The 24,340-nt window shown below is 44.4% G+C and carries 23 protein-coding genes; 14 read left to right on the top strand and 9 right to left on the bottom strand.

Annotated features, from left to right (window positions below):
* Positions 1–628: 628 nt before the first annotated feature.
* The 9 genes from R7Z78_RS11480 (at position 629) to luxS (ending at position 11,181) form a co-directional block, all read left to right on the top strand.
* Positions 629–886: an oxaloacetate decarboxylase subunit gamma gene (locus R7Z78_RS11480; protein WP_005379932.1), complete on the top strand. Its 258-nt coding sequence runs from the start codon at positions 629–631 to the stop codon at positions 884–886.
* A 31-nt stretch (positions 887–917) separates the two neighbouring features.
* A complete protein-coding gene (gene oadA / locus R7Z78_RS11475; RefSeq protein ID WP_104975582.1) occupies positions 918–2,702 on the top strand; it encodes a sodium-extruding oxaloacetate decarboxylase subunit alpha in 1,785 nt (594 codons plus the stop codon).
* A gap of 9 nt (positions 2,703–2,711) precedes the next feature.
* The gene (locus tag R7Z78_RS11470) at positions 2,712–3,842 is read left to right on the top strand and encodes a sodium ion-translocating decarboxylase subunit beta (RefSeq protein ID WP_005379935.1); all 1,131 of its coding nucleotides are present in this window, start codon (positions 2,712–2,714) and stop codon (positions 3,840–3,842) included.
* Between the two features lie 123 nt (positions 3,843–3,965).
* A complete protein-coding gene (locus R7Z78_RS11465; protein ID WP_104975581.1) occupies positions 3,966–4,916 on the top strand; it encodes an NADP-dependent oxidoreductase in 951 nt (316 codons plus the stop codon).
* Positions 4,910–5,371, top strand: a complete 462-nt coding sequence (locus tag R7Z78_RS11460) for a YqaA family protein (RefSeq protein WP_005379938.1) — start codon at positions 4,910–4,912, stop codon at positions 5,369–5,371. The genes R7Z78_RS11465 and R7Z78_RS11460 overlap by 7 nt, the downstream gene beginning before the upstream one ends.
* Positions 5,372–5,380: 9 nt before the next feature.
* Positions 5,381–8,224, top strand: a complete 2,844-nt coding sequence (locus R7Z78_RS11455) for a M16 family metallopeptidase (RefSeq protein ID WP_017820389.1) — start codon at positions 5,381–5,383, stop codon at positions 8,222–8,224.
* 156 nt (positions 8,225–8,380) lie between these two features.
* Positions 8,381–9,949 carry a glutamate--cysteine ligase gene (gshA, locus tag R7Z78_RS11450; RefSeq protein WP_054574812.1) on the top strand — a complete coding sequence of 523 codons (1,569 nt, stop codon included), beginning with the start codon at positions 8,381–8,383 and terminating at the stop codon, positions 9,947–9,949.
* A gap of 23 nt (positions 9,950–9,972) precedes the next feature.
* A complete protein-coding gene (locus R7Z78_RS11445; RefSeq protein ID WP_169644374.1) occupies positions 9,973–10,578 on the top strand; it encodes a hypothetical protein in 606 nt (201 codons plus the stop codon).
* A gap of 84 nt (positions 10,579–10,662) precedes the next feature.
* Positions 10,663–11,181 carry an S-ribosylhomocysteine lyase gene (luxS, locus tag R7Z78_RS11440; RefSeq protein ID WP_017820391.1) on the top strand — a complete coding sequence of 173 codons (519 nt, stop codon included), beginning with the start codon at positions 10,663–10,665 and terminating at the stop codon, positions 11,179–11,181.
* Between the two features lie 68 nt (positions 11,182–11,249).
* Here the strand turns inward: luxS and R7Z78_RS11435 are convergent, their stop codons facing one another.
* Both R7Z78_RS11435 and R7Z78_RS11430 read right to left on the bottom strand, forming a co-directional pair.
* The gene (locus tag R7Z78_RS11435; RefSeq protein ID WP_005379948.1) at positions 11,250–12,530 is read right to left on the bottom strand and encodes an HlyC/CorC family transporter; all 1,281 of its coding nucleotides are present in this window, start codon (positions 12,528–12,530) and stop codon (positions 11,250–11,252) included.
* Positions 12,531–12,654: 124 nt separating this feature from the next.
* Positions 12,655–13,449, bottom strand: a complete 795-nt coding sequence (locus tag R7Z78_RS11430) for an inner membrane protein YpjD (RefSeq protein WP_005379950.1) — start codon at positions 13,447–13,449, stop codon at positions 12,655–12,657.
* 224 nt (positions 13,450–13,673) lie between these two features.
* Between R7Z78_RS11430 and ffh the strand changes: the two genes are divergently transcribed.
* The 5 genes from ffh (at position 13,674) to rplS (ending at position 17,276) form a co-directional block, all read left to right on the top strand.
* Positions 13,674–15,056 (top strand): signal recognition particle protein, encoded by a 1,383-nt coding sequence (ffh, locus tag R7Z78_RS11425; RefSeq protein WP_005385423.1) that lies wholly within the window; start codon positions 13,674–13,676, stop codon positions 15,054–15,056.
* A 209-nt stretch (positions 15,057–15,265) separates the two neighbouring features.
* The gene (gene rpsP / locus R7Z78_RS11420) at positions 15,266–15,514 is read left to right on the top strand and encodes a 30S ribosomal protein S16 (RefSeq protein ID WP_005379962.1); all 249 of its coding nucleotides are present in this window, start codon (positions 15,266–15,268) and stop codon (positions 15,512–15,514) included.
* Positions 15,515–15,543: 29 nt separating this feature from the next.
* Positions 15,544–16,092 (top strand): ribosome maturation factor RimM, encoded by a 549-nt coding sequence (gene rimM, locus R7Z78_RS11415; protein WP_005379964.1) that lies wholly within the window; start codon positions 15,544–15,546, stop codon positions 16,090–16,092.
* A gap of 27 nt (positions 16,093–16,119) precedes the next feature.
* On the top strand, positions 16,120–16,881 hold the full coding sequence (gene trmD, locus R7Z78_RS11410) for a tRNA (guanosine(37)-N1)-methyltransferase TrmD (protein ID WP_005385420.1): 762 nt from the start codon (positions 16,120–16,122) through the stop codon (positions 16,879–16,881).
* 41 nt (positions 16,882–16,922) lie between these two features.
* Positions 16,923–17,276: a 50S ribosomal protein L19 gene (rplS, locus tag R7Z78_RS11405; RefSeq protein WP_005379971.1), complete on the top strand. Its 354-nt coding sequence runs from the start codon at positions 16,923–16,925 to the stop codon at positions 17,274–17,276.
* An 826-nt stretch (positions 17,277–18,102) separates the two neighbouring features.
* Here rplS and yacG read toward each other — a convergent pair.
* The 7 genes from yacG to R7Z78_RS11370 form a co-directional block, all read right to left on the bottom strand.
* Positions 18,103–18,297 carry a DNA gyrase inhibitor YacG gene (gene yacG, locus R7Z78_RS11400; RefSeq protein WP_017635922.1) on the bottom strand — a complete coding sequence of 65 codons (195 nt, stop codon included), beginning with the start codon at positions 18,295–18,297 and terminating at the stop codon, positions 18,103–18,105.
* Between the two features lie 158 nt (positions 18,298–18,455).
* Positions 18,456–19,196, bottom strand: a complete 741-nt coding sequence (gene zapD / locus R7Z78_RS11395) for a cell division protein ZapD (protein WP_005373086.1) — start codon at positions 19,194–19,196, stop codon at positions 18,456–18,458.
* A 27-nt stretch (positions 19,197–19,223) separates the two neighbouring features.
* Positions 19,224–19,838, bottom strand: a complete 615-nt coding sequence (gene coaE / locus R7Z78_RS11390; RefSeq protein ID WP_065274841.1) for a dephospho-CoA kinase — start codon at positions 19,836–19,838, stop codon at positions 19,224–19,226.
* Positions 19,839–20,708, bottom strand: coding sequence for a prepilin peptidase (locus R7Z78_RS11385; RefSeq protein ID WP_017635919.1), 870 nt, complete (start codon positions 20,706–20,708; stop codon positions 19,839–19,841).
* A 64-nt stretch (positions 20,709–20,772) separates the two neighbouring features.
* Positions 20,773–21,996, bottom strand: a complete 1,224-nt coding sequence (locus tag R7Z78_RS11380; protein WP_047102659.1) for a type II secretion system F family protein — start codon at positions 21,994–21,996, stop codon at positions 20,773–20,775.
* Between the two features lie 23 nt (positions 21,997–22,019).
* Positions 22,020–23,705, bottom strand: a complete 1,686-nt coding sequence (gene pilB, locus R7Z78_RS11375; RefSeq protein ID WP_053304129.1) for a type IV-A pilus assembly ATPase PilB — start codon at positions 23,703–23,705, stop codon at positions 22,020–22,022.
* A complete protein-coding gene (locus R7Z78_RS11370; protein ID WP_017447682.1) occupies positions 23,702–24,142 on the bottom strand; it encodes a pilin in 441 nt (146 codons plus the stop codon). Before R7Z78_RS11370 ends, pilB begins: the two co-directional genes overlap by 4 nt.
* Between the last annotated feature and the right edge of the window lie 198 nt (positions 24,143–24,340).

Raw genomic sequence — 24,340 nt, 5'->3', positions numbered from 1 at the left:
GTCCTTAGCTCAGCTGGATAGAGTACCTGGCTACGAACCAGGCGGTCGGAGGTTCGAATCCTCCAGGACGCGCCACTCATTGAAACAGCCTCGCAATTGCGAGGCTTTTTTGTATCTAGACATCTGAAATATGGCGTAGGATCACTAGAGCCTATGTTCCTCTTTTTTAAAAGCGAATATGTGCGTATCTAAGCAATTTGCTATCAAGCTTCTGTCGCATCGTGTGAAATCATCCTGATTATCCCTCCTATACACTGACTTCCATTTTTCATTTCAATCACTCTCATGTAGTCACTTTGTTTGTTATTTGTTTATTTATTGTTAATCTTGTTCATCTTTTTGTTTTTGTTGGTTTTTACTGCGTGAGTCCCGATTTGATTTTGAAATCTAAATCGCAGTTTTTATTTATGCCCTCCTTTACTCTGTTCGTAAGGTGATAGCGATTTGAAGTGATTATTTTGTCATGAACTGTGATCTGGGTAGTGAATAAATAATCATTTATCAGGATTACTACAAACCTTCCTTAAACAAAATTGACAAAATTTAACCAATCGAGATAATCCATGGGTCGGGATTTGACACTATTAAAGTCCTGCACGTTGTCAGGATGACAAAGAAAGGAAGCAACATGACTAATATAGGAAGCCTGCTAGTAGATGCGGCCACCCTGATGCTAACGGGGATGGCGGTCGTATTTATTTTCCTCACTATTCTTGTTTATCTCGTTCGGTTAATGTCGAAATTGGTACCAGAAGAAGTACCAGAGCCGATCGCAGCACCAAAAACAAACACTAATATTCAATCAACCTCTTCAGCTGTTAGTCCACAAGTAGTGGCGGCGATCTCGGCTGCGATTCATAAACATCGCGCCTCATTCGCGAAGTAGCCGAACTAGGATTAAAAAGGAGTTTAAGAGCATGTCTAAACCACTAGCTATTACTGATGTGGTCCTTCGTGATGCCCATCAATCACTATTTGCTACGCGTATGCGTATTGAGGATATGCTGCCTATTGCAGCTGAGTTGGATAAGGTTGGTTACTGGTCTCTAGAGACTTGGGGTGGTGCAACATTTGATTCTTGTATTCGATTCTTAGGAGAAGATCCTTGGGAGCGTTTACGTGAACTAAAAAAAGCGATGCCTAATACACCAATGCAAATGCTACTGCGTGGTCAAAACCTTTTAGGATACCGCCATTATGCCGACGACGTAGTAGAGAAGTTTGTTGAACGCGCGCATGCTAACGGAATGGATGTATTCCGTATTTTTGATGCAATGAATGACGTGCGAAACTTCCAGAAAGCCGTTAAAGCAACGGTTGATGTTGGTGCGCATGCTCAAGGTACGTTGTCTTACACTACGAGCCCAGTGCATAACGCAGACACTTGGGTTGACTTGGCAAAACGCCTAGAGGATTTAGGTTGTCACTCGCTGTGTATTAAAGATATGTCTGGCTTACTTAAGCCTTATGAAGCGGAAGAGCTTATCACGCGTATCAAAGCGTCTTGTGATGTGCCATTGGCACTTCATTGTCATGCAACAACGGGGCTGTCTACAGCAACAGCGGTAAAAGCAGTAGAAGCCGGTATTGATATTCTCGATACTGCGATTTCTTCAATGAGTTGTACTTACGGTCATACACCGACTGAAACGGTAGTTGCTATGCTAGAAGGCACCGAGCGAGATACCAATTTGAAACTCGAGCAACTGGAACCTATCGCCGCATATTTCCGTGAGGTACGTAAGAAGTATGCGAAGTGGGAAGGCCAGTTAAAAGGAGTCGATTCACGCATCCTGATTGCTCAAGTGCCTGGTGGTATGCTGACCAATATGGAAGGCCAGTTGAAAGAGCAGGGCGCTGCGGATCGCATTGATGAAGTATTAGAAGAGATCCCTCGTGTACGTGAAGATCTTGGTTTCATTCCATTGGTGACTCCAACTTCACAGATCGTCGGTACGCAAGCGGTGATTAACGTTCTTACTGGCGAGCGCTATAAGAGTATTACCAAGGAAACCGCAGGTCTATTGAAAGGTGAGTACGGTCAAGCGCCAGCCGAGTTAAATGCAGAACTGCAAGCGAAAGTGCTTGATGGTAAAGAGCCAATTACCTGTCGTCCTGCCGATTTACTTGAGCCTGAAATGGAGACGCTTACGGTTGATCTGATGGAGAAAGCGAAATCAGAAGGCATTAAGCTAGCAAGTGAGCGTGTTGATGACGTACTCACTTATGCACTTTTCCCTCAAGTTGGACTTAAGTTCCTTAAGAATCGTGAAAACCCAGAAGCATTTGAGCCAGCACCAACGCTAGAAGCTGCGAAGCCTGCTGTACCTGTAGCTCAACCAGCAACTGGTGGTGTAGAAACTTATAGTGTACGTGTTGACGGGCAGGTGTATGAGGTGGAAGTTGGCCCTCAAGGTGAACTGACATCTGTTACTCCTTCTAATGCACCGGCAAAATCGGTTACACCTAGCACACCTTCTAATGCTTCAGCTGAAGCGGTACCTGCTCCTCTTGCAGGTAACATCTTCAAAGTGAATGTTCAGCCTGGTGCTGAGGTAGCTGAAGGCGATGTATTGCTCATCCTTGAAGCGATGAAAATGGAAACTGAAGTACGAGCGGCGCGTGGTGGTGTGGTTCAAGAGCTGAACGTTAAAGAAGGCGATGCTGTCACAGTAGGTGCGCCTCTGTTGAGGCTGGCGTAAGGGAGTATCATGGACGGATTGTTAACCCTTTGGGCAGAAACAGGGATCGCTAACTTCGAGTTCGGCCAAATCTGTATGATGCTGGTTGGTTGTACCTTGCTGTTTTTGGCAATTAAAAAAGGATTTGAACCTTTACTGTTATTGCCGATTGGTTTCGGTGCTATTTTGGCGAATATTCCAAATGCTGGCTTTACTGAGCCTGGTGGCTTGCTCTACTACGTTTACTACATTGGGATTGAATCGGGTGTGTTCCCGCTATTGATCTTCATGGGTGTAGGCGCGATGACCGACTTTGGTGCTTTGATCGCAAACCCAAAAACGTTGTGGTTAGGTGCGGCTGCGCAGTTTGGTATTTTTGCAACACTGTTTGGCGCTATTTTGCTCAACTATGTACCTGGCATGGAGTTCTCCATGGCAGATGCATCGTCTATCGCGATCATCGGTGGTGCTGATGGGCCAACAGCGATTTTCTTAGCGAGTAAGCTCTCTCCAGATCTGCTAGGTGCGATTGCAGTCGCGGCATACAGCTATATGGCATTGGTGCCGATCATCCAGCCACCAATCATGAAAGCACTGACAACCAAGGAAGAGCGTCAAATCAAGATGGCTCAGCTTCGTCATGTTGGTAAATGGGAGAAAGTCATCTTCCCGCTTGCTGTATTACTGATGACGATTCTGTTCTTACCTTCAGCTACGCCATTGGTTGGTATGTTCTGTTTGGGTAACTTGATGCGTGAAGCTGGTGTGGTCGATCGTTTATCGAAAACTGCTCAAAATGAATTGATCAACATAGTGACTATCTTTTTAGGTCTTGGTGTTGGTTCTAAGCTGCAAGCTGAGCAGTTCTTGAACCTAGAAACGTTAGGTATCTTGGGGTTAGGCGCAGTTGCATTTAGTATCGGTACTGGTGCGGGCGTCCTGATGGCGAAACTGCTTAACAAGTTCTCGAAAGAAGACATCAACCCACTTATTGGTGCGGCTGGCGTTTCTGCGGTACCAATGGCCGCGCGAGTCGTAAACAAAGTTGGTTTACAAGCTAACCCGCAAAACTTTTTGTTAATGCATGCGATGGGACCAAACGTTGCTGGTGTGCTGGGTTCAGCCGTTGCGGCTGGTATATTGTTAGCACTTGTTGGTTAGACATTATTGAAAATGGAATGATCAACCAATTTACAAAATCACGATTAACTTAGGTTAACAAAATGGTTTATAGTCAAAGGGATGCTTTCGCATCCCTTTTTGTTTTCTTGCAGGGAATGGTTTATGGAACACAAACAGATCGTTATCACTGAGTTTGGTGATGCCAACGTACTCGCGATTCAACATGCTTCTACACCATCACCACAGCCTAGTGAAGTCTTAGTAAAAGTCGCTTTTTCAGGCGTAAATCCTATTGATGTCAAAACTCGAGCTGGGCTCGGTTGGGCAGCAGCGCAGAATAAGGATAATTTACCTTGGGTGCCAGGTTACGACATCTCAGGAAAAGTGATGTCTTGTGGAGAGGGGGCATCACGTTTTAATGAAGGTGATGAGGTGGCTGGATTTATTGGTTTCCCAGTTCGAGGCGGTGGTTACAGTCAATACATATGTGTTCCAGAAACTGAGTTAAGTCATGTTCCTAGCTCTGTCACTTTAGAGGCAGCTGCTGCATTACCGTTGGCGGGGCAAACTGCGGCACAAGCTCTCAGTAAGGCTAATGTGACGGAAAACGATCGCGTACTTATCCTCGCTGGTGCCGGTGGTGTTGGACACCTCGCGGTACAAATTGCGATCGCGACGAAAGCGGAAGTCTTTACAACCTGCAGTGAACGAAATTTAGATTACCTTGCGACGCTCGGTGCTCATGCAGTGAACTATCAATTTGCACCAGTGTCAGAACGTGTTGAAGATGTTGATGTTTTGATTGATTTAGTAGGCGGAGATGCTGCGTTAGATGCGCTTAAATGCCTGAAAGACAATGCGAGAGTCATCACCGTTCCAACCATAACTGCTGAGCTGATTTGTGAAAAAGCCAAACTCCTAGGCTTTGAGGCTAGTGGCATGTTGGTTGAACCAGACCCTGCGCAGTTAGATACCTTGTTGTACATGGTCGGCGTTGGCTTACTGAAGACTGAAATTCAACAGGTTTATCCTATGAGTGATGTCATTGGTGCTCACCAGCAGGTCGAATCAGGAAGAACCAGAGGCAAGGTGTTGCTTGATATGACATGCTAGAAGCATTTAACACGAGTTTTGAAAGTTTAGCGCTTTGGTTTTCAGATTCAGCATTATGGGTGCTTTTCATGACCGGTTTTCTCAGTGCCACGTTATTGCCTGGTGGTTCTGAGGCGGGCTTAGTTGCCACTCTCTCATTAAATCAATACTCCGTTTCTTCAATTGTTATGGTCGCTACTATCGGTAATACGCTTGGTGGCTTAACAAATTATTGGCTTGGCTTGTGGATTCCCAACAAAGCACAAGAGGAAAAGCACGGTCATACCGCATTAAAGTGGCTCTCTAAGTATGGCTATTGGGGGTTATTTTTTAGCTGGTTACCTGTAATAGGAGACCCGCTGTGTTTAGCCGCAGGGTGGCTAAGAATGAAGTTTCTGCCTTGCGTGATTTTAATATTTTTAGGAAAGGCTGCTAGGTATAGCTTACTTGCGGCCATCTATCTCGGATTATTTTAAGGAAAGTACATGAAGATGTTTTGGGTTGGCGCGTGTTCACTGTTGGTGATCACGGGCTGTGCATCAAATACGCCAGTTTCATCACTGCCGAAAGGGGTAACTTTCGTTGAGTCATCGAAAGCTGAAGAAGGCAAAGTTAAGATTCCATACCAAAAGTATAAACTCGATAATGGTTTAACGGTGATCTTAGCTCCTGAAGATTCTGACCCATTGGTCCATGTGGATGTGACTTACCATGTTGGTTCAGCTCGTGAAGAAGTGGGTAAGTCTGGTTTTGCGCATTTTTTTGAGCACATGATGTTCCAAGGTTCAGAGAACGTTGGTGACCAAGAGCACTTCAGAATCATCACAGAGGCTGGCGGCACGTTAAATGGTACAACAAACCGCGATCGTACTAACTACTTTGAAACTGTCCCTGCTAACCAGCTCGAGAAAATGCTGTGGTTAGAGTCTGACCGTATGGGCTTTTTGTTGGATGCGGTTTCTCAACGCAAATTTGAAATTCAACGTTCTACTGTAAAAAATGAGCGAGCTCAGCGTTACGATAATCGTCCTTATGGCTTAATTTGGGAGCGCATGTCCGAAGCGCTATATCCTGAAGGTCATCCGTATTCGTGGCAAACCATTGGTTATGTTGAAGATCTTGATCGTGTTGATGTGAACGACCTCAAAGCGTTTTTCTTGCGTTGGTATGGCCCAAACAATGCGACTATCACGATCGGTGGTGACTTAGACGTTGAACAAACTCTAGAGTGGGTAAATAAGTACTTCGGTTCGATTCCTCGTGGTCCTGAGGTTGAAAATGCGCCGAAACAACCTGCAAAACTGCAAGAAGATAAATACATCACTCTAGAAGATCGTATTCAACAACCTATGGTGATGATCGCGTGGCCAACAACCTACAACGGCGAAGAAAGCCAAGCGTCTCTCGATACATTATCGGAAGTATTGGGTGGCGGTACCAACAGCGTGCTCTATCAAGACCTAGTGAAGACTCAAAAAGCGGTCGATGCTGGTTCATTCCATGACTGTGCTGAACTGGCGTGTAACTTTTACGTTTACGCAATGGGTGATTCTGGAGACAAAGGCGACCTATCAAAACTGTACGATGAGCTTTTACAATCACTAAATCAGTTTGCGGAAAAAGGCGTGACAGAGGATCGCCTTGAGCAGTTGAAGGGTAAAGCGGAAGCGGATGCTATTTTTGCGCTAGAAAGCGTTAAAGGTAAAGTGACTCAGTTGGCTTCCAACGAAACATTTTTCGGCGATCCTGATCGTCTTGAGCAACAGCTTGAACAAATCCGTGCAGTTACGCCGACTTCGGTAGAAAAAGCGTATACGGACTTTATCCAAGGTAAGAACAAAGTGACCCTAAGCGTGGTCCCAAAAGGAAAAACAGACCTTGTCGTAAAACCTGCGACCTTTGTGACGCCAAAGCGCACGCTGCCAGAATATGAGAAGATTTCCGATGACCAATTGGCGTATCGTCGTGCGACCGATAACTTCGATCGCTCAGTGCAACCGCCAGTAGGAGAACCAGTGAAAGCGACGATGCCAGAGCTGTACGAGTTACATTTCAAGAATGGCTCAGAGCTGCTTGGTGCAGTTAGCGATGAAACGCCGACGGTGATGATGCAATTTAGTCTGCCTGCAGGGACACGTTTTGTTGAAAAGGGTAAAGAAGGTCTTGCCCAATTGACCGCTGCGATGTTGCAAGAAGGTACAACGAAACGCAGTGTCGAAGAGATTCAAGCTGAGCTTGATAAACTGGGTAGTGTTATCTCTGTTAATGCCACAGGTTATACAACAAACATCAGTGTTTCTGCTCTAGAAAAGAACTTAGAGCCGACGTTAAAAATTGTCGAAGAGATGTTGCTGTCTCCTGCATTTAATCAAGATGATTTCGAGCGTGTAAAAATGCAAGCGCTAGAAGGCCTGGTATATGAGCACCAAAATCCAAGTTGGATGGCGTCACAAGCGAGTCGTCAGGTGCTCTATGGGGATTCGGTTTTTGCTCGACCAAAAGACGGCACGCAAGCAGGTGTCAGTGCATTAACGTTGGATGATGTCCGTGAATTCTACTCGAAGCATTACACGCCACAAAGTGCGCAAATCGTCGTTGTTGGTGACATCAATAAACAGGAAATTGAGCAGCAACTGACGTTCTGGAAAAACTGGCAAGATGAAGCTGCGCCATTGTATGCACCGCAAAGCATTGCTGCATTAGGTGAGCAAAAGATCCATCTTGTTGATAAACCAGGAGCGCCGCAAAGTGTGGTCATGATGGTTCGTCAAGGTATGCCTTACGACGCAACGGGCGATTTTTACCTAAGCCAACTGGCAAACTTCAACTTAGCTGGGAACTTCAATAGCCGCATTAACCAAAATCTACGTGAAGACAAGGGTTACACATACGGTGCTTACGGCTACTTCTCTGGTAATCCAGAAACAGGCTCGGTGGTTTTCACCGCGCAAGTACGAGCGGATGCAACGGTTGCTTCGATCATTGAGATGGAAAATGAGCTAAATGAATACTCGCAGTCAGGTATTACTGATGAAGAGATGAAATTTATGCGTCAAGCGGTCGGTCAAAAAGATGCACTGAAATATGAAACGCCAACACAAAAAGCGGAGCTCATCAGTGATATTCTTAAGTACAACCTCGATCATGATTACTTGCAGCAAAGAAACGCTATCGTAGAAAAAGTCGATAAGCAGACGTTGAATGCGCTGGCTCAGAAATGGTTTGATCCAAATGACTATCAAATTATCGTCGTTGGTGATGCTAAATCGTTGCGTCCTCAATTAGAAAAGTTGGGGAAAGACGTAGAAGAGCTTGAAATCATTCGATAGAGTACACATTTAATAGCGGAGAAACGTTTCTCCGCTATTCATCTAGATAAGCAACTTTTCGTGGGTTATTTATCTAGATGCATTAACTATCAATAACTTAGCTTACACTTGTGTTATGTGACAAGTGTCCTGCTCCCAATATAAGCGAACCTCATTTTGACTGATTTTGCTGCGCGACTAAAAAAAGTTGCATCAAACCCCGAAGTATTTAAGCAGTTTGGACGCGGTGTTGAGCGAGAAACTTTGCGCTATCGTCAGGATGGACATCTAGCTACAACTCCTCATCCTGAAGGGTTAGGCTCTGCGTTCACAAATCAATGGATCACAACGGATTTTTCGGAATCATTGTTAGAGTTCATTACGCCTGTGTCACATGAAATTCCAGAACTGATGGCACAGCTGAAAGATATCCATCATTTCACTCAAACCAAAATGGGTGAAGAGAAAATGTGGCCACTATCAATGCCTTGCTACGTAGGCTCAGAGGATGATATTCAGTTAGCCCAGTATGGCTCTTCGAATGCAGCGAAAATGAAAACGCTGTACCGAGAAGGCCTAAAGCGTCGCTATGGCAGCCTGATGCAAATTATTTCAGGTGTCCATTTTAACTTCTCGTTTCCTGAAACATTTTGGGATGCGCTCTATGGCGAGCAAGATGAACAAGCCCGCCAAGATGCTAAGTCTGATGCGTACTTTGCGTTGATCCGTAATTACTACCGCTTTGGCTGGATGATTCCCTACTTCTTTGGTGCATCACCAGCGTTATGTGGCTCTTTTATTCAAGGTCGTGAAACCGATCTGCCATTCGAGAAGATTGGCGGGACATTATATTTGCCGAAGTCGACGTCTTTGCGTTTGAGCGATCTTGGCTATACCAATAGTGCTCAAAGTGTGCTGAAAATTGGTTTTAACAGCATTGACCAATACCTCGATGGTTTGAGTGATGCGATTCGCCACCCATCAGAAGAGTTTGCGAAAATTGGGGTAAAAGTGGATGGTGAATACCGCCAGCTTAATTCCAATATCTTACAAATTGAGAATGAACTGTACGCTCCGATTCGTCCAAAACGTGTATCGAAAAGTGGTGAGAAGCCTTCAGATGCGTTACGACGCGGTGGTGTCGAATACATTGAAGTTCGTTCTCTAGATGTTAACCCATTCAGCGCAGTGGGCTTAAATGAAGAGCAAGTACGATTCTTGGATCTCTTCCTTACCTGGGCGGCCTTGTCAGACTCAGACCCTATGGATAACTGTGAATTAGAGTGTTGGCGCGATAACTGGAATAAAGTCATTGTTTCTGGCCGAGAAAAAGGTCTAATGCTGCAAATTGGTTGTCAAGGTGAACGTCTATCTCTACAAGATTGGGCACACCGAGTTTTCGTCGAGTTACGTCAAATAGCACAGCAAATGGATATGACCGCTGGTGGCAGTGCATACCAAGATGTGTGTAATCAACTCGAGACATGGATTGATAACCCAGAACTAACGATCTCTGGTCAACTATTAGAGCTAACGAAAGATCTAGGTGGGCTAGGTAAAGTCGGCTGCACTCTTGGTATGAAGTACCGTGATGAAAACCTAGCGCACGGTTATCAGTACTACTCACAAGATACGATGGAAACGGAAGTAGCGTCGTCCGTGGAAAAACAAAAGCAAGCAGAGCAGAGTGACACGCTTTCTTTTGATGATTTTTTGGAAGATTACTTTGCTTACCTGAAGCAGTAATGACTAACTAAGGATTGGTGGGGTTGAACATTAAGTCGTTAGTAGTAGCGGTACTTGGAAGCGTGTTACTTGCAGGTTGTGCTACGGCACCGCCAAAGCAGCAGAATAACTTATGCGAGATATTCCGAGAGAAATCCGGTTGGTACGATGATGCCAAAGATATGGAAGCTGAATGGGGGACCCCTATTCATGTCGCTATGGCCATCATTAAACAAGAAAGCAGCTTTCGGCACGATGCAAAACCACCTAAAGATTATTTGCTAGGGTTTATTCCTTGGGGACGAGTCAGCAGTGCGTATGGTTACGCTCAAGCTCAAGACCCTGCTTGGGAAGACTTCCAAGATGCGACAGGTCAGGGTGGCTCTCGTACCAACTTCGATGATTCTATGATGTTTGTCGGTTGGTACACTCATGAAACACGGCGTCAGCTAGGGATTTCATTATGGGATCCCTATAACCAGTATCTGGCTTATCATGAAGGGCGAGGTGGGTATAAGCGAGGCACTTATAATCGAAAACCTAGTTTAATCAAAGTCGCTCGACGTGTTGAACAAACAGCGAAAACTTATGGCTGGCAGCTGAAGCAATGTCGTCAGGAATTAGAAGACAACAGCAGCTGGTTCTTTTAGCCCACAGTCTGTTCATGTGCTGTAGGGATGAATGACATTTATCCATTACCGAAAGGTACTGGAGTTACAATCAGGAGAGATGTAATGCCTTTACTCGATAGTTTTACCGTGGACCACACTCGTATGAATGCACCGGCAGTGCGAGTGGCGAAAACCATGCAGACCCCAAAAGGGGATACGATTACTGTTTTCGACTTACGCTTTACTGCGCCAAACAAAGACATTCTTTCTGAAAAAGGTATTCACACCCTAGAGCACCTTTATGCAGGCTTTATGCGTAATCACCTAAACGGTGATTCTGTTGAGATCATCGATATTTCGCCTATGGGTTGCCGCACAGGTTTTTACATGAGCCTGATTGGCACACCATCAGAGCAGCAAGTCGCAGATGCTTGGATTGCAGCAATGGAAGATGTGCTGAAGGTAGAAAGTCAGAATAAGATCCCTGAACTTAACGAATACCAATGCGGCACGGCAGCAATGCACTCTTTAAAAGAAGCACAACAGATCGCAAAGAACATTTTGGATGCTGGTGTTTCGGTGAACAAAAATGATGAACTTGCTTTGCCTGAGTCGATGTTAAAAGAGTTGCGCATCGACTAGGTGCTCATTAAGAAGCATATTGCCCCAATAAGTAAAAAAGCCTGACATGAGTCAGGCTTTTCTTTTGGTTATTTGGATGTCGATTTTTTCTTCTTCGGATAAACACGAACGAGCTTGATTCGGTTCTCTTCAATCTCAACAAGTTCCATTGGGTGACCCGCTACTCTCACGCTTAAATGGCTCTCTGGAATATCTTCCAGGTGCTCCAAAATAAGACCGTTTAACGTTCTTGGGCCATCCGTTGGTAAATCCCATTTCAGGCCTTTGTTAATATCTCGAATATTGGTGCTGCCTTCAATAAGAAAGCTTCCGTCACCTTGAGGACTGATTTCATCAGAGAGGCTTGGAGAAATTGACGTCGTGAACTCACCAATGATCTCTTCCAGAATATCTTCAAGAGTGATTAGACCGATGATATCACCGTACTCATCCACGATCAGACCGATACGTTGCTTGTTGCGTTGGAATTTCAACATTTGCACGTTCAGTGGTGTGCCTTCTGGGATGTAATAGACCTCATCAGCAGCACGTAATAGCGTTTCTTTGTTGAATTCGTTCTTTTCCAACATCAGACGATAAGCTTCACGCAAGCGCAGCATGCCAACCACTTCATCAATTTGGTCACGATAGAAAACTATGCGTCCATGTGGTGAGTGTGTTAGCTGGCGAACAATGGATTTCCAGTCGTCGTTAATATCAATACCGGTAATTTCATTGCGTGGGACCATAATGTCGTTCACGGTGACGTGCTCAAGATCTAAAATAGACACTAGCATGTCTTGGTGTCGGCGAGGAATCAAACCGCCAGCTTCATTTACCACCGTACGCAGCTCATCGGAGCTAAGATGATCTTCTGCTGAGTGATCCGCTCTTACGCCAAGTAAGCGGATAAAGCCATTCGTAATAAAGTTAACAAGCATCACTAAAGGCGACAGTAACTTCATCAGTATGGTCAATAATATACTGCTCGCGTAGGACACGCGTTCAGGGTAAAGCGCTGCAATTGTTTTAGGGGTAACCTCGGCAAAAACCAGTACAACCATAGTTAGTGCACCGGTTGCGATAGCGACACCTAAATCACCATACAAACGCATACCAATAATGGTTGCGATAGCAGACGCGAGAATATTAACGAGGTTGTTGCCGATAAGAATAAGACCAATCAAACGATCTGGACGGTCTAATAGTCTTTCGACTCGCTTAGCACCCTTATGCCCGTTTTTGGCTAAGTGTTTTAAGCGATAACGATTCAGAGACATCATCCCTGTTTCTGAACCGGAAAAGTAACCTGATATGACGATAAGACACGCGAGTAGCGCAAACAAGATACCCGTAGAGATGTCGTCCAAAACGTTGCTGTTCCTTGTAAGTATTGGGTTATATAACGGTTGAGTAAGTCCGTTAAGTCAAAGAGTTAAGGCGTACTGTATTTTATCTAGCCTAAAATATAAAGGATAGGAGCCCTAGAGCTCCTTAATTCAAGATGATTTCTTTTACAAAGCGACTGCCAAAATATGCCAGAGTCAACAGTGTTGCTCCTGCAACAGCGAACCATGTGACTTTTCTACCACGCCAGCCTTTTTGATAGTGACCCCAAAGTAGTATTGAGTACACCACCCAAGCGATGAAAGAAAGAATGCCCTTATGTGCCTTACCTTGGGCAAACATATCCTGCACAAAGACAAAGCCAGTAATGAGCGTGGCAGTTAACAATAAGTTACCGATCAAAATAATTTTGAAGAGTTGACGCTCCACCATTAATAGAGGCGGCAGGTTTGGGTTAATCGCCAAAGATTTTTTTGCTTTCAGTTTGTGATCCAGCCAAGCCAACTGAAGCGCATAGAGTGCCCCGATAGTTAAAGTCGCGTATGAGAAGAGCGCAAATGAAATATGAATGAGTAGCTTAGGGTCATTCTCTAGGTGCTTTATAAACGTGCTTGGCAAAAATGTGGCAGCAGATAAATTGATGGCAGCAAAGCTATAAACGACAGGCAATAAAAACCACAGTCGGTTTTTCAACATAGCAAGGCTCATGACCAGAGAAATAATAAAACTGATCAAAGAAGCCACGTTGAGAATACTCAGGTTTTGACCTGAACCATCAAAAATCAGATCACTCAAAATCCACGCATGAAAAACAAGCGCACAGGCAGCACTAGCAAACACTGTTTTTGCTTTGATTCCTGACTGTTGTGAGAGTCCGGGTATGATGGTCGCAATCGCCAAGACATAAAGTATGGCGGCCGCGATGGCTATTAAGCTATCCATGAATCCTAAATATTATTGTGCACGATGGAGAAATTATACCTTGCATTACACTTTGGGGCTACGTTATATCCGACATCAATCGTGAGAGATGAGATATTGAAATTAATAAGTTACCGCACCATATATAAATAGAGACAAGAATAGGACAGCGGTACGGGTATGACTCAGACCTTGGCTAATGTATACTCACACTAATTAATCGCCATTTTAGCGAAGAGACAAAGATGTTTGAGAATTTAACGGATCGATTATCCAAAACGCTGAAAAATATCAGTGGCAAAGGTCGTCTGACCGAAGACAACATTAAAGAAACCCTACGTGAAGTCCGAATGGCTCTACTTGAAGCTGACGTTGCGCTTCCGGTCGTTCGTGAATTTGTGAACCGCGTTAAAGAAAAAGCGGTGGGCGTAGAAGTTTCTAAATCTCTGACTCCAGGTCAGGAATTTATCAAGATCGTTCAAACAGAACTTGAAGCCGTAATGGGTGAGTCGAATGAGGCGCTAAACCTTGCCGCTCAACCACCTGCTGTGCTTCTTATGGCAGGTCTACAAGGTGCGGGTAAAACCACATCGGTAGGTAAGTTATCTAAGCTTCTAAAAGAACGTGACAAGAAGAAAGTTTTGGTTGTGTCTGCCGACGTTTACCGTCCTGCGGCAATCAAGCAGCTTGAAACACTGGCATCAGACATCGGTGTTGACTTCTTCCCATCATCACCAGACCAAAAGCCTATTGATATCGCCAATGCAGCGATTGACCATGCGAAGAAAAAATTCTACGACGTACTTATTGTCGATACCGCAGGTCGTTTGGCAATTGATGAAGAGATGATGGGGGAGATCAAAGATCTTCACGCAGCTATCAACCCAGTAGAAACGCTATTTGTTGTTGACGCCATGACGGGTCAAGACGCAGCAAATACAGCAAAAGCCTTTGGCGATGCGCTACCTCTTACCGGTGTAGTTCTAACTAAGGTTGATGGTGATGCTCGTGGTGGTGCGGCACTTTCAGTACGCCATGTCACGGGCAAACCAATCAAATTCTTGGGTGTCGGTGAAAAAACTGACGCGCTAGAACCGTTCCACCCAGATCGTGTTGCTTCACGTATTCTTGGCATGGGTGACGTTCTGTCTTTGATTGAAGACCTACAACGCAACGTTGACCAAGAAAAGGCAGAAAAGTTAGCGAAGAAGTTCAAAGAGAAGAAAGGTTTCGACCTTGAAGATTTCCGTGAACAGCTAGGCCAGATGCAAAACATGGGCGGCATGATGGGGATGATGGATAAGCTTCCAGGAATGTCCCAGCTACCAGACAATGTGAAAGATAAAGTCGATGACAAGATGTTCAAACAGATGGAAGCGATCATCAGCTCCATGACAATGAAAGAACGTCAACGCCCAGAAATTATCAAGGGCTCGCGCAAGAAGCGTATCGCGGCTGGTTCTGGTGTGCAGGTTCAAGATGTAAACCGCTTACTAAAACAGTTCACCCAAATGCAGAAAATGATGAAAAAGATGCAAAAAGGTGGCATGAAAGGCATGATGCGCAACATGCAAGGCATGATGGGCGGCATGGGTGGTGGCGGTGGCTTCAACCCATTTGGTCGTTAATTAATCGATCACGCATAGATTCAGGGTGTTAGGTACGTCACAAACTTTAAATTCAATTTATGTTGGTGAAAAAGTAACTAAACTCCTTGCATTGCTCCGGGAGAAGAGTAAAATTCCGGAGCTTTATTTTGGCACGAGACCCCAAACTGTTTAATTTCTTGAATGGTTTTTGGGGTTAATTTTATTTTTGAGAAAGCAAAGAGGACGACATGGTAACCATTCGTTTGGCACGTCACGGCGCTAAAAAGCGTCCATTTTATCAAATCGTAGTAGCGGACAGCCGCAACGCTGCAACTGGCCGTTTCATCGAGAAAGTTGGTTTCTTCAACCCAACTGCTAAAGGTCAAGAAGAAGGTCTACGTCTAGACCTAGACCGCGTTAACCACTGGGTTGGTCAAGGCGCGTCAGTATCTGACCGTGTTGCTAAGCTAGTTAAAGACGCTCAAAAAGCGGCTTAATTTTTTACTTGAAAAGTAGAAACTAGTTTATGTCGATGAAAGGTAAAGAAACAATGAGCAACGAAAAGATTGTTGTAGGCAAGTTTGGTGCTACTTACGGCATTCGTGGTTGGCTTAAGGTTTTTTCCTACACAGACAATGCTGAAAGCATTTTCGATTACAGCCCTTGGTACATTAACCAAAAGGGCAAGTGGGTTGAGTACAAAGTAGAAAGCTGGAAGCGCCATAACAAAGGTATGGTGGCTAAGCTGGAAGGCATGGATGTTCGTGAAGACGCGCATCTAATGACGAACTTTGAAATTGCTATTGACCCTGCGGTACTTCCTGAATTGTCAGAAGATGAGTTCTACTGGCGCGAATTGTTTGGGATGCAAGTTGTAACTACTAAAGGTTACGATCTAGGTGTCGTTACTGACATGCTAGAAACTGGCTCAAACGATGTTCTGGTTGTTAAAGCAAATCTTAAAGATGCTTTCGGGCAGAAGGAACGATTAATCCCGTTCCTTGAAGAGCAAGTGATCATTAATGTTGATCGCGAAGCTCAACGGATCGAAGTTGACTGGGATCCTGGATTCTAATCTCCAAAATTACAGAGCGAGATAAACATGTGGGTTGGCGTTATTAGCCTTTTTCCAGAAATGTTCCGTTCTGTTACTGATTTTGGAGTAACAGGTCAAGCGGTTAAAAAAGGTCTTTTGTCGATTGAGACTTGGAATCCTAGAGATTTCACTCACGACAAACATCGCACAGTCGATGACCGACCTTACGGTGGTGGCCCTGGTATGTTAATGATGGTTCAGCCTTTGCGCGATGCCATTCATACCGCGAAAGCAGCCTCACCGGGCAAGACGAAAGTCATCTACCTTTCTCCTCAAGGTCGCAAGCTCGACCAGAAAGGAGTGGAAGAACTGGCAACGAATGAGAACTTGCTTCTGATTTGTGGTCGTTATGAAGGGGTAGATGAGCGCATCATTCAATCTGAAGTCGACGAAGAATGGTCGATTGGTGATTTTGTGATGACGGGTGGTGAGATACCAGCCATGACGTTAATCGACTCTGTCTCTCGGTTTGTTCCGGGTGTACTAGGGGATTTCGCGTCAGCAGAAGAAGACTCTTTTGCAAATGGCTTGTTAGATTGCCCTCACTATACGCGTCCAGAAGTATTGGATGACAAAGAGGTACCAGCGGTACTGATGTCAGGCAATCACAAGGACATTCGTCAATGGCGACTCAAGCAGTCGTTGGGCCGTACTTGGCTAAGAAGACCAGAGCTCCTGGAAAACCTAGCTCTGACTGACGAACAGGAACAATTACTTGCTGAGTTTGTTAATGAGCATAAAGCCATTAAAGAACATAACGCAAAGTAACCTAATTTATTTAGTATCAGTTTATTCTAGGAATTTAAAAAATGAGTAACATCATCAAAGCTCTTGAAGAAGAGCAAATGAAATCAGACCTACCTAAATTTGCACCAGGTGACACTGTTGTAGTTCAAGTTAAGGTAAAAGAAGGTGACCGTGAGCGTCTACAGGCTTTCGAAGGCGTTGTAATCGCAATCCGTAACCGTGGTCTACACTCTGCTTTCACTGTACGTAAGATCTCTAACGGTGAAGGTGTTGAGCGTACGTTCCAAACACACTCTCCAATCGTTGATAGCATCGAAGTTAAACGCCGTGGTGCAGTACGTCGTGCCAAGTTGTACTACCTACGTGAGCGTTCTGGTAAGTCTGCTCGTATCAAAGAGAAACTTGCTAAGAAGTAATGCTATAACTAGCGTTCTCATCTTAAACGGAGTCCTTTTAGGGCTCCGTTTTTTTATTTGTGTAATTAGCTTGCTCGTTTCTTTTCACCCGACCTGAACTGTCGATGCTCATGCACTGATGTACACTCCACGCCTCTGCCTTGCTGTGAATAGATTCCTGATGTCGCTATGGCTCCTCGGAATGACGGGAAATGATGATCAAATATTACTGGGTACTGTGGTTAAAATTCGTCATTCTGGATAGCGACGAAGGAGCGTGATTCAGAATCTACTAGTTGAGAATGTAAGTGTTTAAGTTGTTAGCTTCATCCTTACTGTGAATAGATTCCTGATGTCGCTATGGCTCCTCGGAATGACGGGAAATGATGGCCAAAGATTACAGGGTACCGCGGTTAAAATTCGTCATTTTGAATAGCGACGGAGGAGCGTGATTCAGAATCTACTAGTCGAGCATGCAAGTGTTTACGTTGTTAGCTTCATCCTTGCTATGAGTAGATTCCTGATGCCGTTATGGCTCCTCGGAATGACAGGAAATGATGGTCAAAGATTATAGAGTACCGTGGTTAAAAGTCGTCATTCTGGATAGCGACGAAGGAGCGTGGTTAAAAATCTACTCGCTGAGAATGCTAGTGTTTCAGTTGTCTAACAGTATTCTTGCTATGAGTAGGTTCTTGATTTCGCTATGGCTCCTCTGAATGACGGGAATTGATAACCAAAGATTACAGGGTACCGTGGTTAAAATTCGTCTTTCTGGACAGCGACGAAGGAGCGTGATTCAGATTCCCCAAGAAGGAACCTAGGGTATTCCTTTACCCTAGGTCTCAATTTAATACTGGTCTTCAGACCAGCCATCACTATCGGACATATCGGGTGCGCCTGGGATGGTGTTTTCTTCATCTGCCCATTCACCAAAATCAATCATTTGGCATTGTTTACTGCAGAAAGGGCGATGAGGACTTTGTTCTCCCCATTCTACGTCGGCGCCACATTGTGGACATTGAACGATGGTAACTTTAGACATAGTTGAGCGTCCCATTACTAATTGGTGTTAAAGGGTAGTATACCTAAACGAATTAAAGATGGCTTATTCAACGCGCTATTGCTGCTACGAAATTTTATCAAATATAAGCGCAATAAAGCGTTGAATTTTAGATTATGGAGGCGAGGCGTAGTGTCGTCTTAGCTGCACACAGCAAGTTCAAATTCAATATCTTGTGTGCACGCTTGACCGTTTTCAAACGACATGAACTTGATCGCAAAGCGGTTTTTATGGCCTGAAATCATAGGATACACGCCATATTCCATTGGGATGTGAAGTCTTAGAATGTTGGCTTCATCAGCGTCACTTTGGAAGAAACCTGCACGACCGATTTGAGCTTTGAAATGTCCGGTTTCTCTAGTGAGCTTTAACCATAACGAAAGCGCATCAGATAAGGGCTTTAAGCTTGCTTGCCACTGTTGTGCATCACGCTTTTTACGTTCAATAGGTAGATGAAGCCAGTAGTGTAATGCTGGCAGATCAAAACAGCATGAACCACCCGGTAGATTAAAGCGTTGACGGATAGAGCTTAGGAAGCGATCTTCTTTTAGTGCTTGACCAAAACGTTCTGCACCCATTAGTTGGCTATGAACGACATCTATCTCTTGTAGTAGGGTATTTAATGCGTCTTGATCGACGCCATCAACATTGAGCCAATGGCGGTACGACAGCCGTTGCTTCTCAAGATCTTTAGCCAGTTCACTTTTCAGTTGGATTTGTTCGAAGATCTCAACCATATCGAATAACGCACGGAAAAACAGTTGATACTGATGATTTTCGCTAAACCCAGAGGCCAAGTGAGCCTGACGCAGCAGAGACTCCACTCTTAGATAAATACGAGTTTTCTCATTTAACGGATGTTCAAATTTGTGCGTGGTCATCGACATAAGCCTTTGTGAGTTTCGTTCCTATTTTCGCAGATTTTTCTTACACATGGCTAGGTACTTTTCGTGCAAATCTGTGATTTGAAGCAAAAGATCAGGGTCACTTGGATTATTCTTAACCACATCGTCTGCAAGCGCGAACCTTTGCTCTCTTGATGCTTGAGAGGCAAGGATGGCGCGAACTTGATCTTCACTCACATTGTCTCGTTTCATCGTGCGAGATATCTGTGTATTCGGTTCTACATCGACGACAAGAACGCGATCACATAAACTATCTAGCTTGTTTTCTACGAGCAACGGCACCACAAGTAACGCATACTCTGAAGTGACTTGCTGCAAATCTTCGATCATCTTTTCACGAATTATCGGGTGCAACAGTGCGTTGAGCCATGCTTTTTCATCTGAATTCGAAAAGATTTTTTCTCTCAGCTTTGCGCGATCTAAAGTTTGGTCTTCACGAACTATATCGTGACCAAAATGTTCAATAATCGCGTTTAGGCCGGGAGTACCTGGTTCGACAACTTCTCTTGCTACAATGTCGGCATCGACGATATCGATTTTAAATTGTTGTTTGAACAGATTCGCGACGGTTGTTTTTCCACTAGCGATACCACCTGTTAAACCAATAACCAAAGCCATTTACACTCCTAGAACTGAAGTAAAGTACCAGTTTAAAATCTGGTCGCCCCAAATTAAGCTTATCCAACCAGCAATTGCTAAGTAAGGACCGAAAGGGAAAGCTTTTTCAATTCCCTGCTTTTGCAAGCGTAGTTGAATGATGCCAAATACGATGCCAACCACAGAAGAAAGTAGAATGATCATCGGCAGTGACTGCCAACCTAGCCAAGCTCCTAGTGCCGCTAGTAGTTTAAAATCACCATACCCCATTCCTTCTTTACCAGTAAGTAACTTAAAGCCCCAGTAAACGGACCAGAGACATAGGTAACCAGCAATAGCACCAATGACAGAATCTTGTAGAGTAACAGGACTTATTTCGACTAATGCTAAGGCAATGCCAGCCCAAGTTAATGGTAATGTTAATTGGTCAGGTAACAACATAGTATCGAGATCGATAAATGTTGCGGCGATTAAGATAAAAGTAAAAAAGAGTAGGGCAACGGTAAAGTAACTAAAACCAAAGTAATAAGCGATAAAGCCTGAACAGAACGCGGTGAGCAGTTCAATCAGTGGATAGCGTGCACTAATGGTTGCCTGACAGTTGTGACATTTGCCTTTTAAAAGCAGCCAGCTAATCACAGGAATGTTGTCGCGAATACGTATCGGTGTTGCGCATTTCTGGCAGGAGGAGCGTGGAACGCTCAAGGTCAGCACTTCTTTAGGAGGTTCTATTTTGTATTCAGGAAATGACTCGGCACATTCGCGTCGCCATTCTAGTTCCATGATTTTAGGTAGTCGATAAATAACCACATTGAGGAAGCTACCCACGATCAGACCGAAGATGGTGGCAAATACAACGAATAGCCAAGGGTAGTACTGGAATACTTCCATATTTGTCTCTTGAGCGATGAGTGAAATCAGCAAGATGCTGTTTTAAAGGAGTTAACAGCCCATTCTAGCCCAATACACTCATTAAGTTAAAGATTGGCAAGTACATTGCTGTCACTAATCCGCCAACAACGATACCTAAAAATACGATAATTAGTGGCTCTAGAATTTTACTAAGGTTGTCGACGGTGTTATCGACTTCAAACTCGTAGATCGTTGCAACTTTATTGAGCATGTCGTCAAGTCGACCAGACTCTTCACCGATCATAACCATTTGTAACACCAATTCAGGGAACACATTACAGTTGCGCATGGCTACATACATTGGCATACCTGCGGCGGTATCACGGTAAACTTCTTCTATGGCGAGTTGATAGTGTAAGTTTCCTGAGGTTTTTGATGTGGTTTTTAAACTGGTTAGAATTGGAATACCCGCTGTAAAGCTTGTGGCGAGTGTTCGACTAAATTTGGCGATAGCGGCTTTTGATAATACAGGGCCCAGAACAGGAAATTTAAGCACAGAGCGGTTGAGCATTAAGCGAAAAGAATCTGAACGCTTAGAGAGGATTCTCGCCGAGGTGAATAAACTAATGGAGCCTAGTGCGATAAACGGACTCCAGTTTTGTGTCCAGGCGGAAAGATCTAACACTTGCCTGGTAAACCAAGGTAAGTCAGCACCAAAACCAACAAACATTTTTTCGAACTCGGGAATGACTTTGGTGAGCATGATAAACGACACGCCTAACGCTACTAGCACTACCATGGCTGGGTAAATCAGTGCTTTGATCACTTTCGCACGAAGCTGCTCATTTTTTTCTCGGTAGGTGGCTAAGCGCTCGAACACTTCCGCTAAGTTACCGGATTGCTCACCTGTTGCGATAAGGTCGGTATAGAGTGGGTCAAAGTGTTCACTTGCAGTGCGCATGGCTTTTGACATGGGCGTACCGGCTTCAACGGCGCGTGTCACGCTCATCAAAATGGATTTCATCTCTGCTTTTTTATTGTTTTCTGAGACCAATTTTAAAGCCTGAACTAACGGCACACCAGTTATCAACATCGTCGAAATCTGACGGGTGAACACCGTGATGTCTCTGCCTTTCACGCGATGGCTGAGTTTAGTGAGAAACGAGATACTGCTTTTCTTTAACTTCTTGATCTTGATGTGCTGTGCGTCTAGACGCTCGCGTACTTCAATTTCTGTCATCGCGAGGGTTTGTCCAGACGTCTTTTTGCCTGAACTGTTGATGCCTTTCCAGCGGAAGTTTTTAAGTTGTGGTGTAGTGCTTTTCATAGAGGTGACTGCTGATTAAAGGATTAAAAATAAAGTACGCGCTGTAGTTCACTAAAACTTGTGATCCCTTGTTTGAGTTTTTCTATGCCCGACATTTGTAACGTGCTCATACCATTTGCGATGGCGAGTTTTTCTAGTTCATGTACCGAGGCACCTTTAATAAGCGCTTCGGAAAGAAATTCATCAAAGCGCATCACTTCATAAATCCCCGTTCGGCCGGAATAACCATGGGTACACTCATTGCATCCATCGGGATTGGCTTTAAAAATGTTGTCGCTTGCTTGAATTCCGAGATGTTGTAGCTGAACGGTAAGCTCTTGTGATTGTTTGCAGTGCGAGCACAGTTTACGGGCTAAGCGCTGGGCAATAATCAAACTAAGAGATGAGGCCAAGTTAAAGCTTTCTACGCCCATGTTTGATAAACGAATAACCGTTTCAGCCGCAGAATTGGTATGTAAGGTTGAAAGTACTAAGTGACCGGTTTGCGATGCTTTTATGGCTATTTCCGCAGTGTCTAAGTCACGAATCTCACCGACCATTACCACATCCGGGTCTTGACGCAAGAAAGAGCGCAGTGCTTCGGCAAAACCAAAACCAATCTTAGGCTGAACTTGAACTTGGTTAATGCCCGATAAGTTAATTTCTACTGGGTCTTCTGCCGTGGAAATGTTGATTTCTGGCTTATTGAGGATACTCAGCCCAGTGTACAGAGATACGGTTTTTCCGCTCCCGGTTGGGCCTGTCATCAGAATCATGCCTTGTGGGCGACGCAGCGCATCCAAGTACAATTGTTTTTGTTGTTCGCTATAACCAAGCTTGTCGATATCCAATGATGCAGAGCTGCTGTCGAGCAGTCGTAGTACAATTTTCTCTCCAAATAGAGTAGGCAGCGTGGATACACGCATATCAATTGCGGTGTCTTGATTCAACTTGAGCTTAATACGCCCATCTTGTGGTAAACGTCGCTCTGCAATATCAAGTTTAGAGAGGATTTTGATACGAGCGGATAAGCGGCGACTTAAGTGGCTTGGTGGCTGCTGTGTTTCAATTAAGATGCCATCACAGCGTAGGCGCACGCGGTACATCTTTTCATAAGGTTCAAAGTGGATATCGGATGCGCCTTTGCGCACAGCGTCCAGCAGAATTTGGTTTATGTAACGGCTGACGGGCGACTCGTCTTGGCTCAAGTCTTCAATGTTGTCGATTTCATCTGCGCCCACATCAACCAGGTTGGCTAATTCTTCTTGGTTGATCTCTTTTAGCCCAGACTTTTCCTGCCCAAGTGCGCGGCCATATAAGCGTCGAATTGCCGCGCTGAGTTGACGAAAATCCGCCAACACCATTTCAATCTGTAAACCAGTGGCAAAGCGAAAATCGTCTTCTGCTTGTTGGTTCGTGGGGTCGGCAACGGCGAGTAATAACGTTGAAGTCGTACGGTGGAGTGGGAGTGCGTTATGCCGTGTGATTAATTCCCTAAGGCCAAGTTGCTGACAAAGCGAAGCGTACTCGTACTGAGATAACTCGGGCTGATTTAATCCAAAAATAGAATTTAAATGTTCAGTGAGTTCGCGTGATGTAAATAACCCTGAACTGAGCAAAGCCTCTGGCATCGAAATGCCAGAAGCTTTGACTTGCTCTATTAACGATTCTTCTTGGGAAAATGTTAGTAACCCGGCCTGGCGAAGAACCGTTGAGAGGTTGGTTATCATTTATATGTTGCTGTACAACTATTTGGACGAGAATCTTCTGGCACATTTTTAGTCGCGCAAGTCCAACCTGTTTTGTTGTTTTTGGCATATTGAACAGAAGCTGTTTTACCTTTCAAGCTACCTTCATCGAATACAAATGTAGCAGTACCGCCACTAGTAGCTGTAGCTAAGGTTATAGTTCCTAGGGCATTCATTTTTTGAGTCCCGCCAACTAATTTCGCATCAGTGGGAAAAGTACCACCATTTTCTTGTTGATACATATCGATATTTGTAAGTAATCCGCGAACAGTGGCAGAAGCTGAAGCTACTTCTGTCTTTTGGACATAGTTTTGATATGCAGGTATTGCGACTGCTGCTAAAACACCAATAATCGCCACCACAATCATCAATTCAATCAGAGTAAAACCCTGTTGTTTTTTCTGTTTACTGTTTTTCATTTTTAACCCTTTCCTAAAAATTAATAATGCTCTTGCATTAGCGAAAGATTATGGAGAGTTAAAGTGGGTTGAAAATGGGGAAGAGATGGGCTCTCGAGTGAGATAAAACTCTTTGGTGAAAAGTTGCATATCGCATGCAGAGTTTTGCGAGTAGTACTATTTTTTTAGTGGATAAAAAGAAAGGGCCAATTGGCCCTT

The sequence above is a fragment of the Vibrio sp. 1167 genome, from assembly GCF_033340375.1.
In the GTDB taxonomy this organism is placed as follows: Bacteria; Pseudomonadota; Gammaproteobacteria; order Enterobacterales; family Vibrionaceae; genus Vibrio; species Vibrio alginolyticus.
This window is presented reverse-complemented; position numbering and strand designations above follow the sequence as displayed.

What these genes read in the sequence shown, in the direction of transcription:
- R7Z78_RS11480 (WP_005379932.1), top strand. Translation starts at nt 629, where the DNA reads ATGACTAATATAGGAAGCCTGCTAGTAGATGCGGCCACCCTGATGCTA.
- oadA (WP_104975582.1), top strand. Translation starts at nt 918, where the DNA reads ATGTCTAAACCACTAGCTATTACTGATGTGGTCCTTCGTGATGCCCAT.
- R7Z78_RS11470 (WP_005379935.1), top strand. Translation starts at nt 2,712, where the DNA reads ATGGACGGATTGTTAACCCTTTGGGCAGAAACAGGGATCGCTAACTTC.
- R7Z78_RS11465 (WP_104975581.1), top strand. Translation starts at nt 3,966, where the DNA reads ATGGAACACAAACAGATCGTTATCACTGAGTTTGGTGATGCCAACGTA.
- R7Z78_RS11460 (WP_005379938.1), top strand. Translation starts at nt 4,910, where the DNA reads ATGCTAGAAGCATTTAACACGAGTTTTGAAAGTTTAGCGCTTTGGTTT.
- R7Z78_RS11455 (WP_017820389.1), top strand. Translation starts at nt 5,381, where the DNA reads ATGAAGATGTTTTGGGTTGGCGCGTGTTCACTGTTGGTGATCACGGGC.
- luxS (WP_017820391.1), top strand. Translation starts at nt 10,663, where the DNA reads ATGCCTTTACTCGATAGTTTTACCGTGGACCACACTCGTATGAATGCA.
- R7Z78_RS11430 (WP_005379950.1), bottom strand. Translation starts at nt 13,449, where the DNA reads ATGGATAGCTTAATAGCCATCGCGGCCGCCATACTTTATGTCTTGGCG.
- ffh (WP_005385423.1), top strand. Translation starts at nt 13,674, where the DNA reads ATGTTTGAGAATTTAACGGATCGATTATCCAAAACGCTGAAAAATATC.
- rpsP (WP_005379962.1), top strand. Translation starts at nt 15,266, where the DNA reads ATGGTAACCATTCGTTTGGCACGTCACGGCGCTAAAAAGCGTCCATTT.
- rimM (WP_005379964.1), top strand. Translation starts at nt 15,544, where the DNA reads ATGTCGATGAAAGGTAAAGAAACAATGAGCAACGAAAAGATTGTTGTA.
- trmD (WP_005385420.1), top strand. Translation starts at nt 16,120, where the DNA reads ATGTGGGTTGGCGTTATTAGCCTTTTTCCAGAAATGTTCCGTTCTGTT.
- rplS (WP_005379971.1), top strand. Translation starts at nt 16,923, where the DNA reads ATGAGTAACATCATCAAAGCTCTTGAAGAAGAGCAAATGAAATCAGAC.
- yacG (WP_017635922.1), bottom strand. Translation starts at nt 18,297, where the DNA reads ATGTCTAAAGTTACCATCGTTCAATGTCCACAATGTGGCGCCGACGTA.
- zapD (WP_005373086.1), bottom strand. Translation starts at nt 19,196, where the DNA reads ATGACCACGCACAAATTTGAACATCCGTTAAATGAGAAAACTCGTATT.
- coaE (WP_065274841.1), bottom strand. Translation starts at nt 19,838, where the DNA reads ATGGCTTTGGTTATTGGTTTAACAGGTGGTATCGCTAGTGGAAAAACA.
- R7Z78_RS11385 (WP_017635919.1), bottom strand. Translation starts at nt 20,708, where the DNA reads ATGGAAGTATTCCAGTACTACCCTTGGCTATTCGTTGTATTTGCCACC.
- R7Z78_RS11380 (WP_047102659.1), bottom strand. Translation starts at nt 21,996, where the DNA reads ATGAAAAGCACTACACCACAACTTAAAAACTTCCGCTGGAAAGGCATC.
- pilB (WP_053304129.1), bottom strand. Translation starts at nt 23,705, where the DNA reads ATGATAACCAACCTCTCAACGGTTCTTCGCCAGGCCGGGTTACTAACA.
- R7Z78_RS11370 (WP_017447682.1), bottom strand. Translation starts at nt 24,142, where the DNA reads ATGAAAAACAGTAAACAGAAAAAACAACAGGGTTTTACTCTGATTGAA.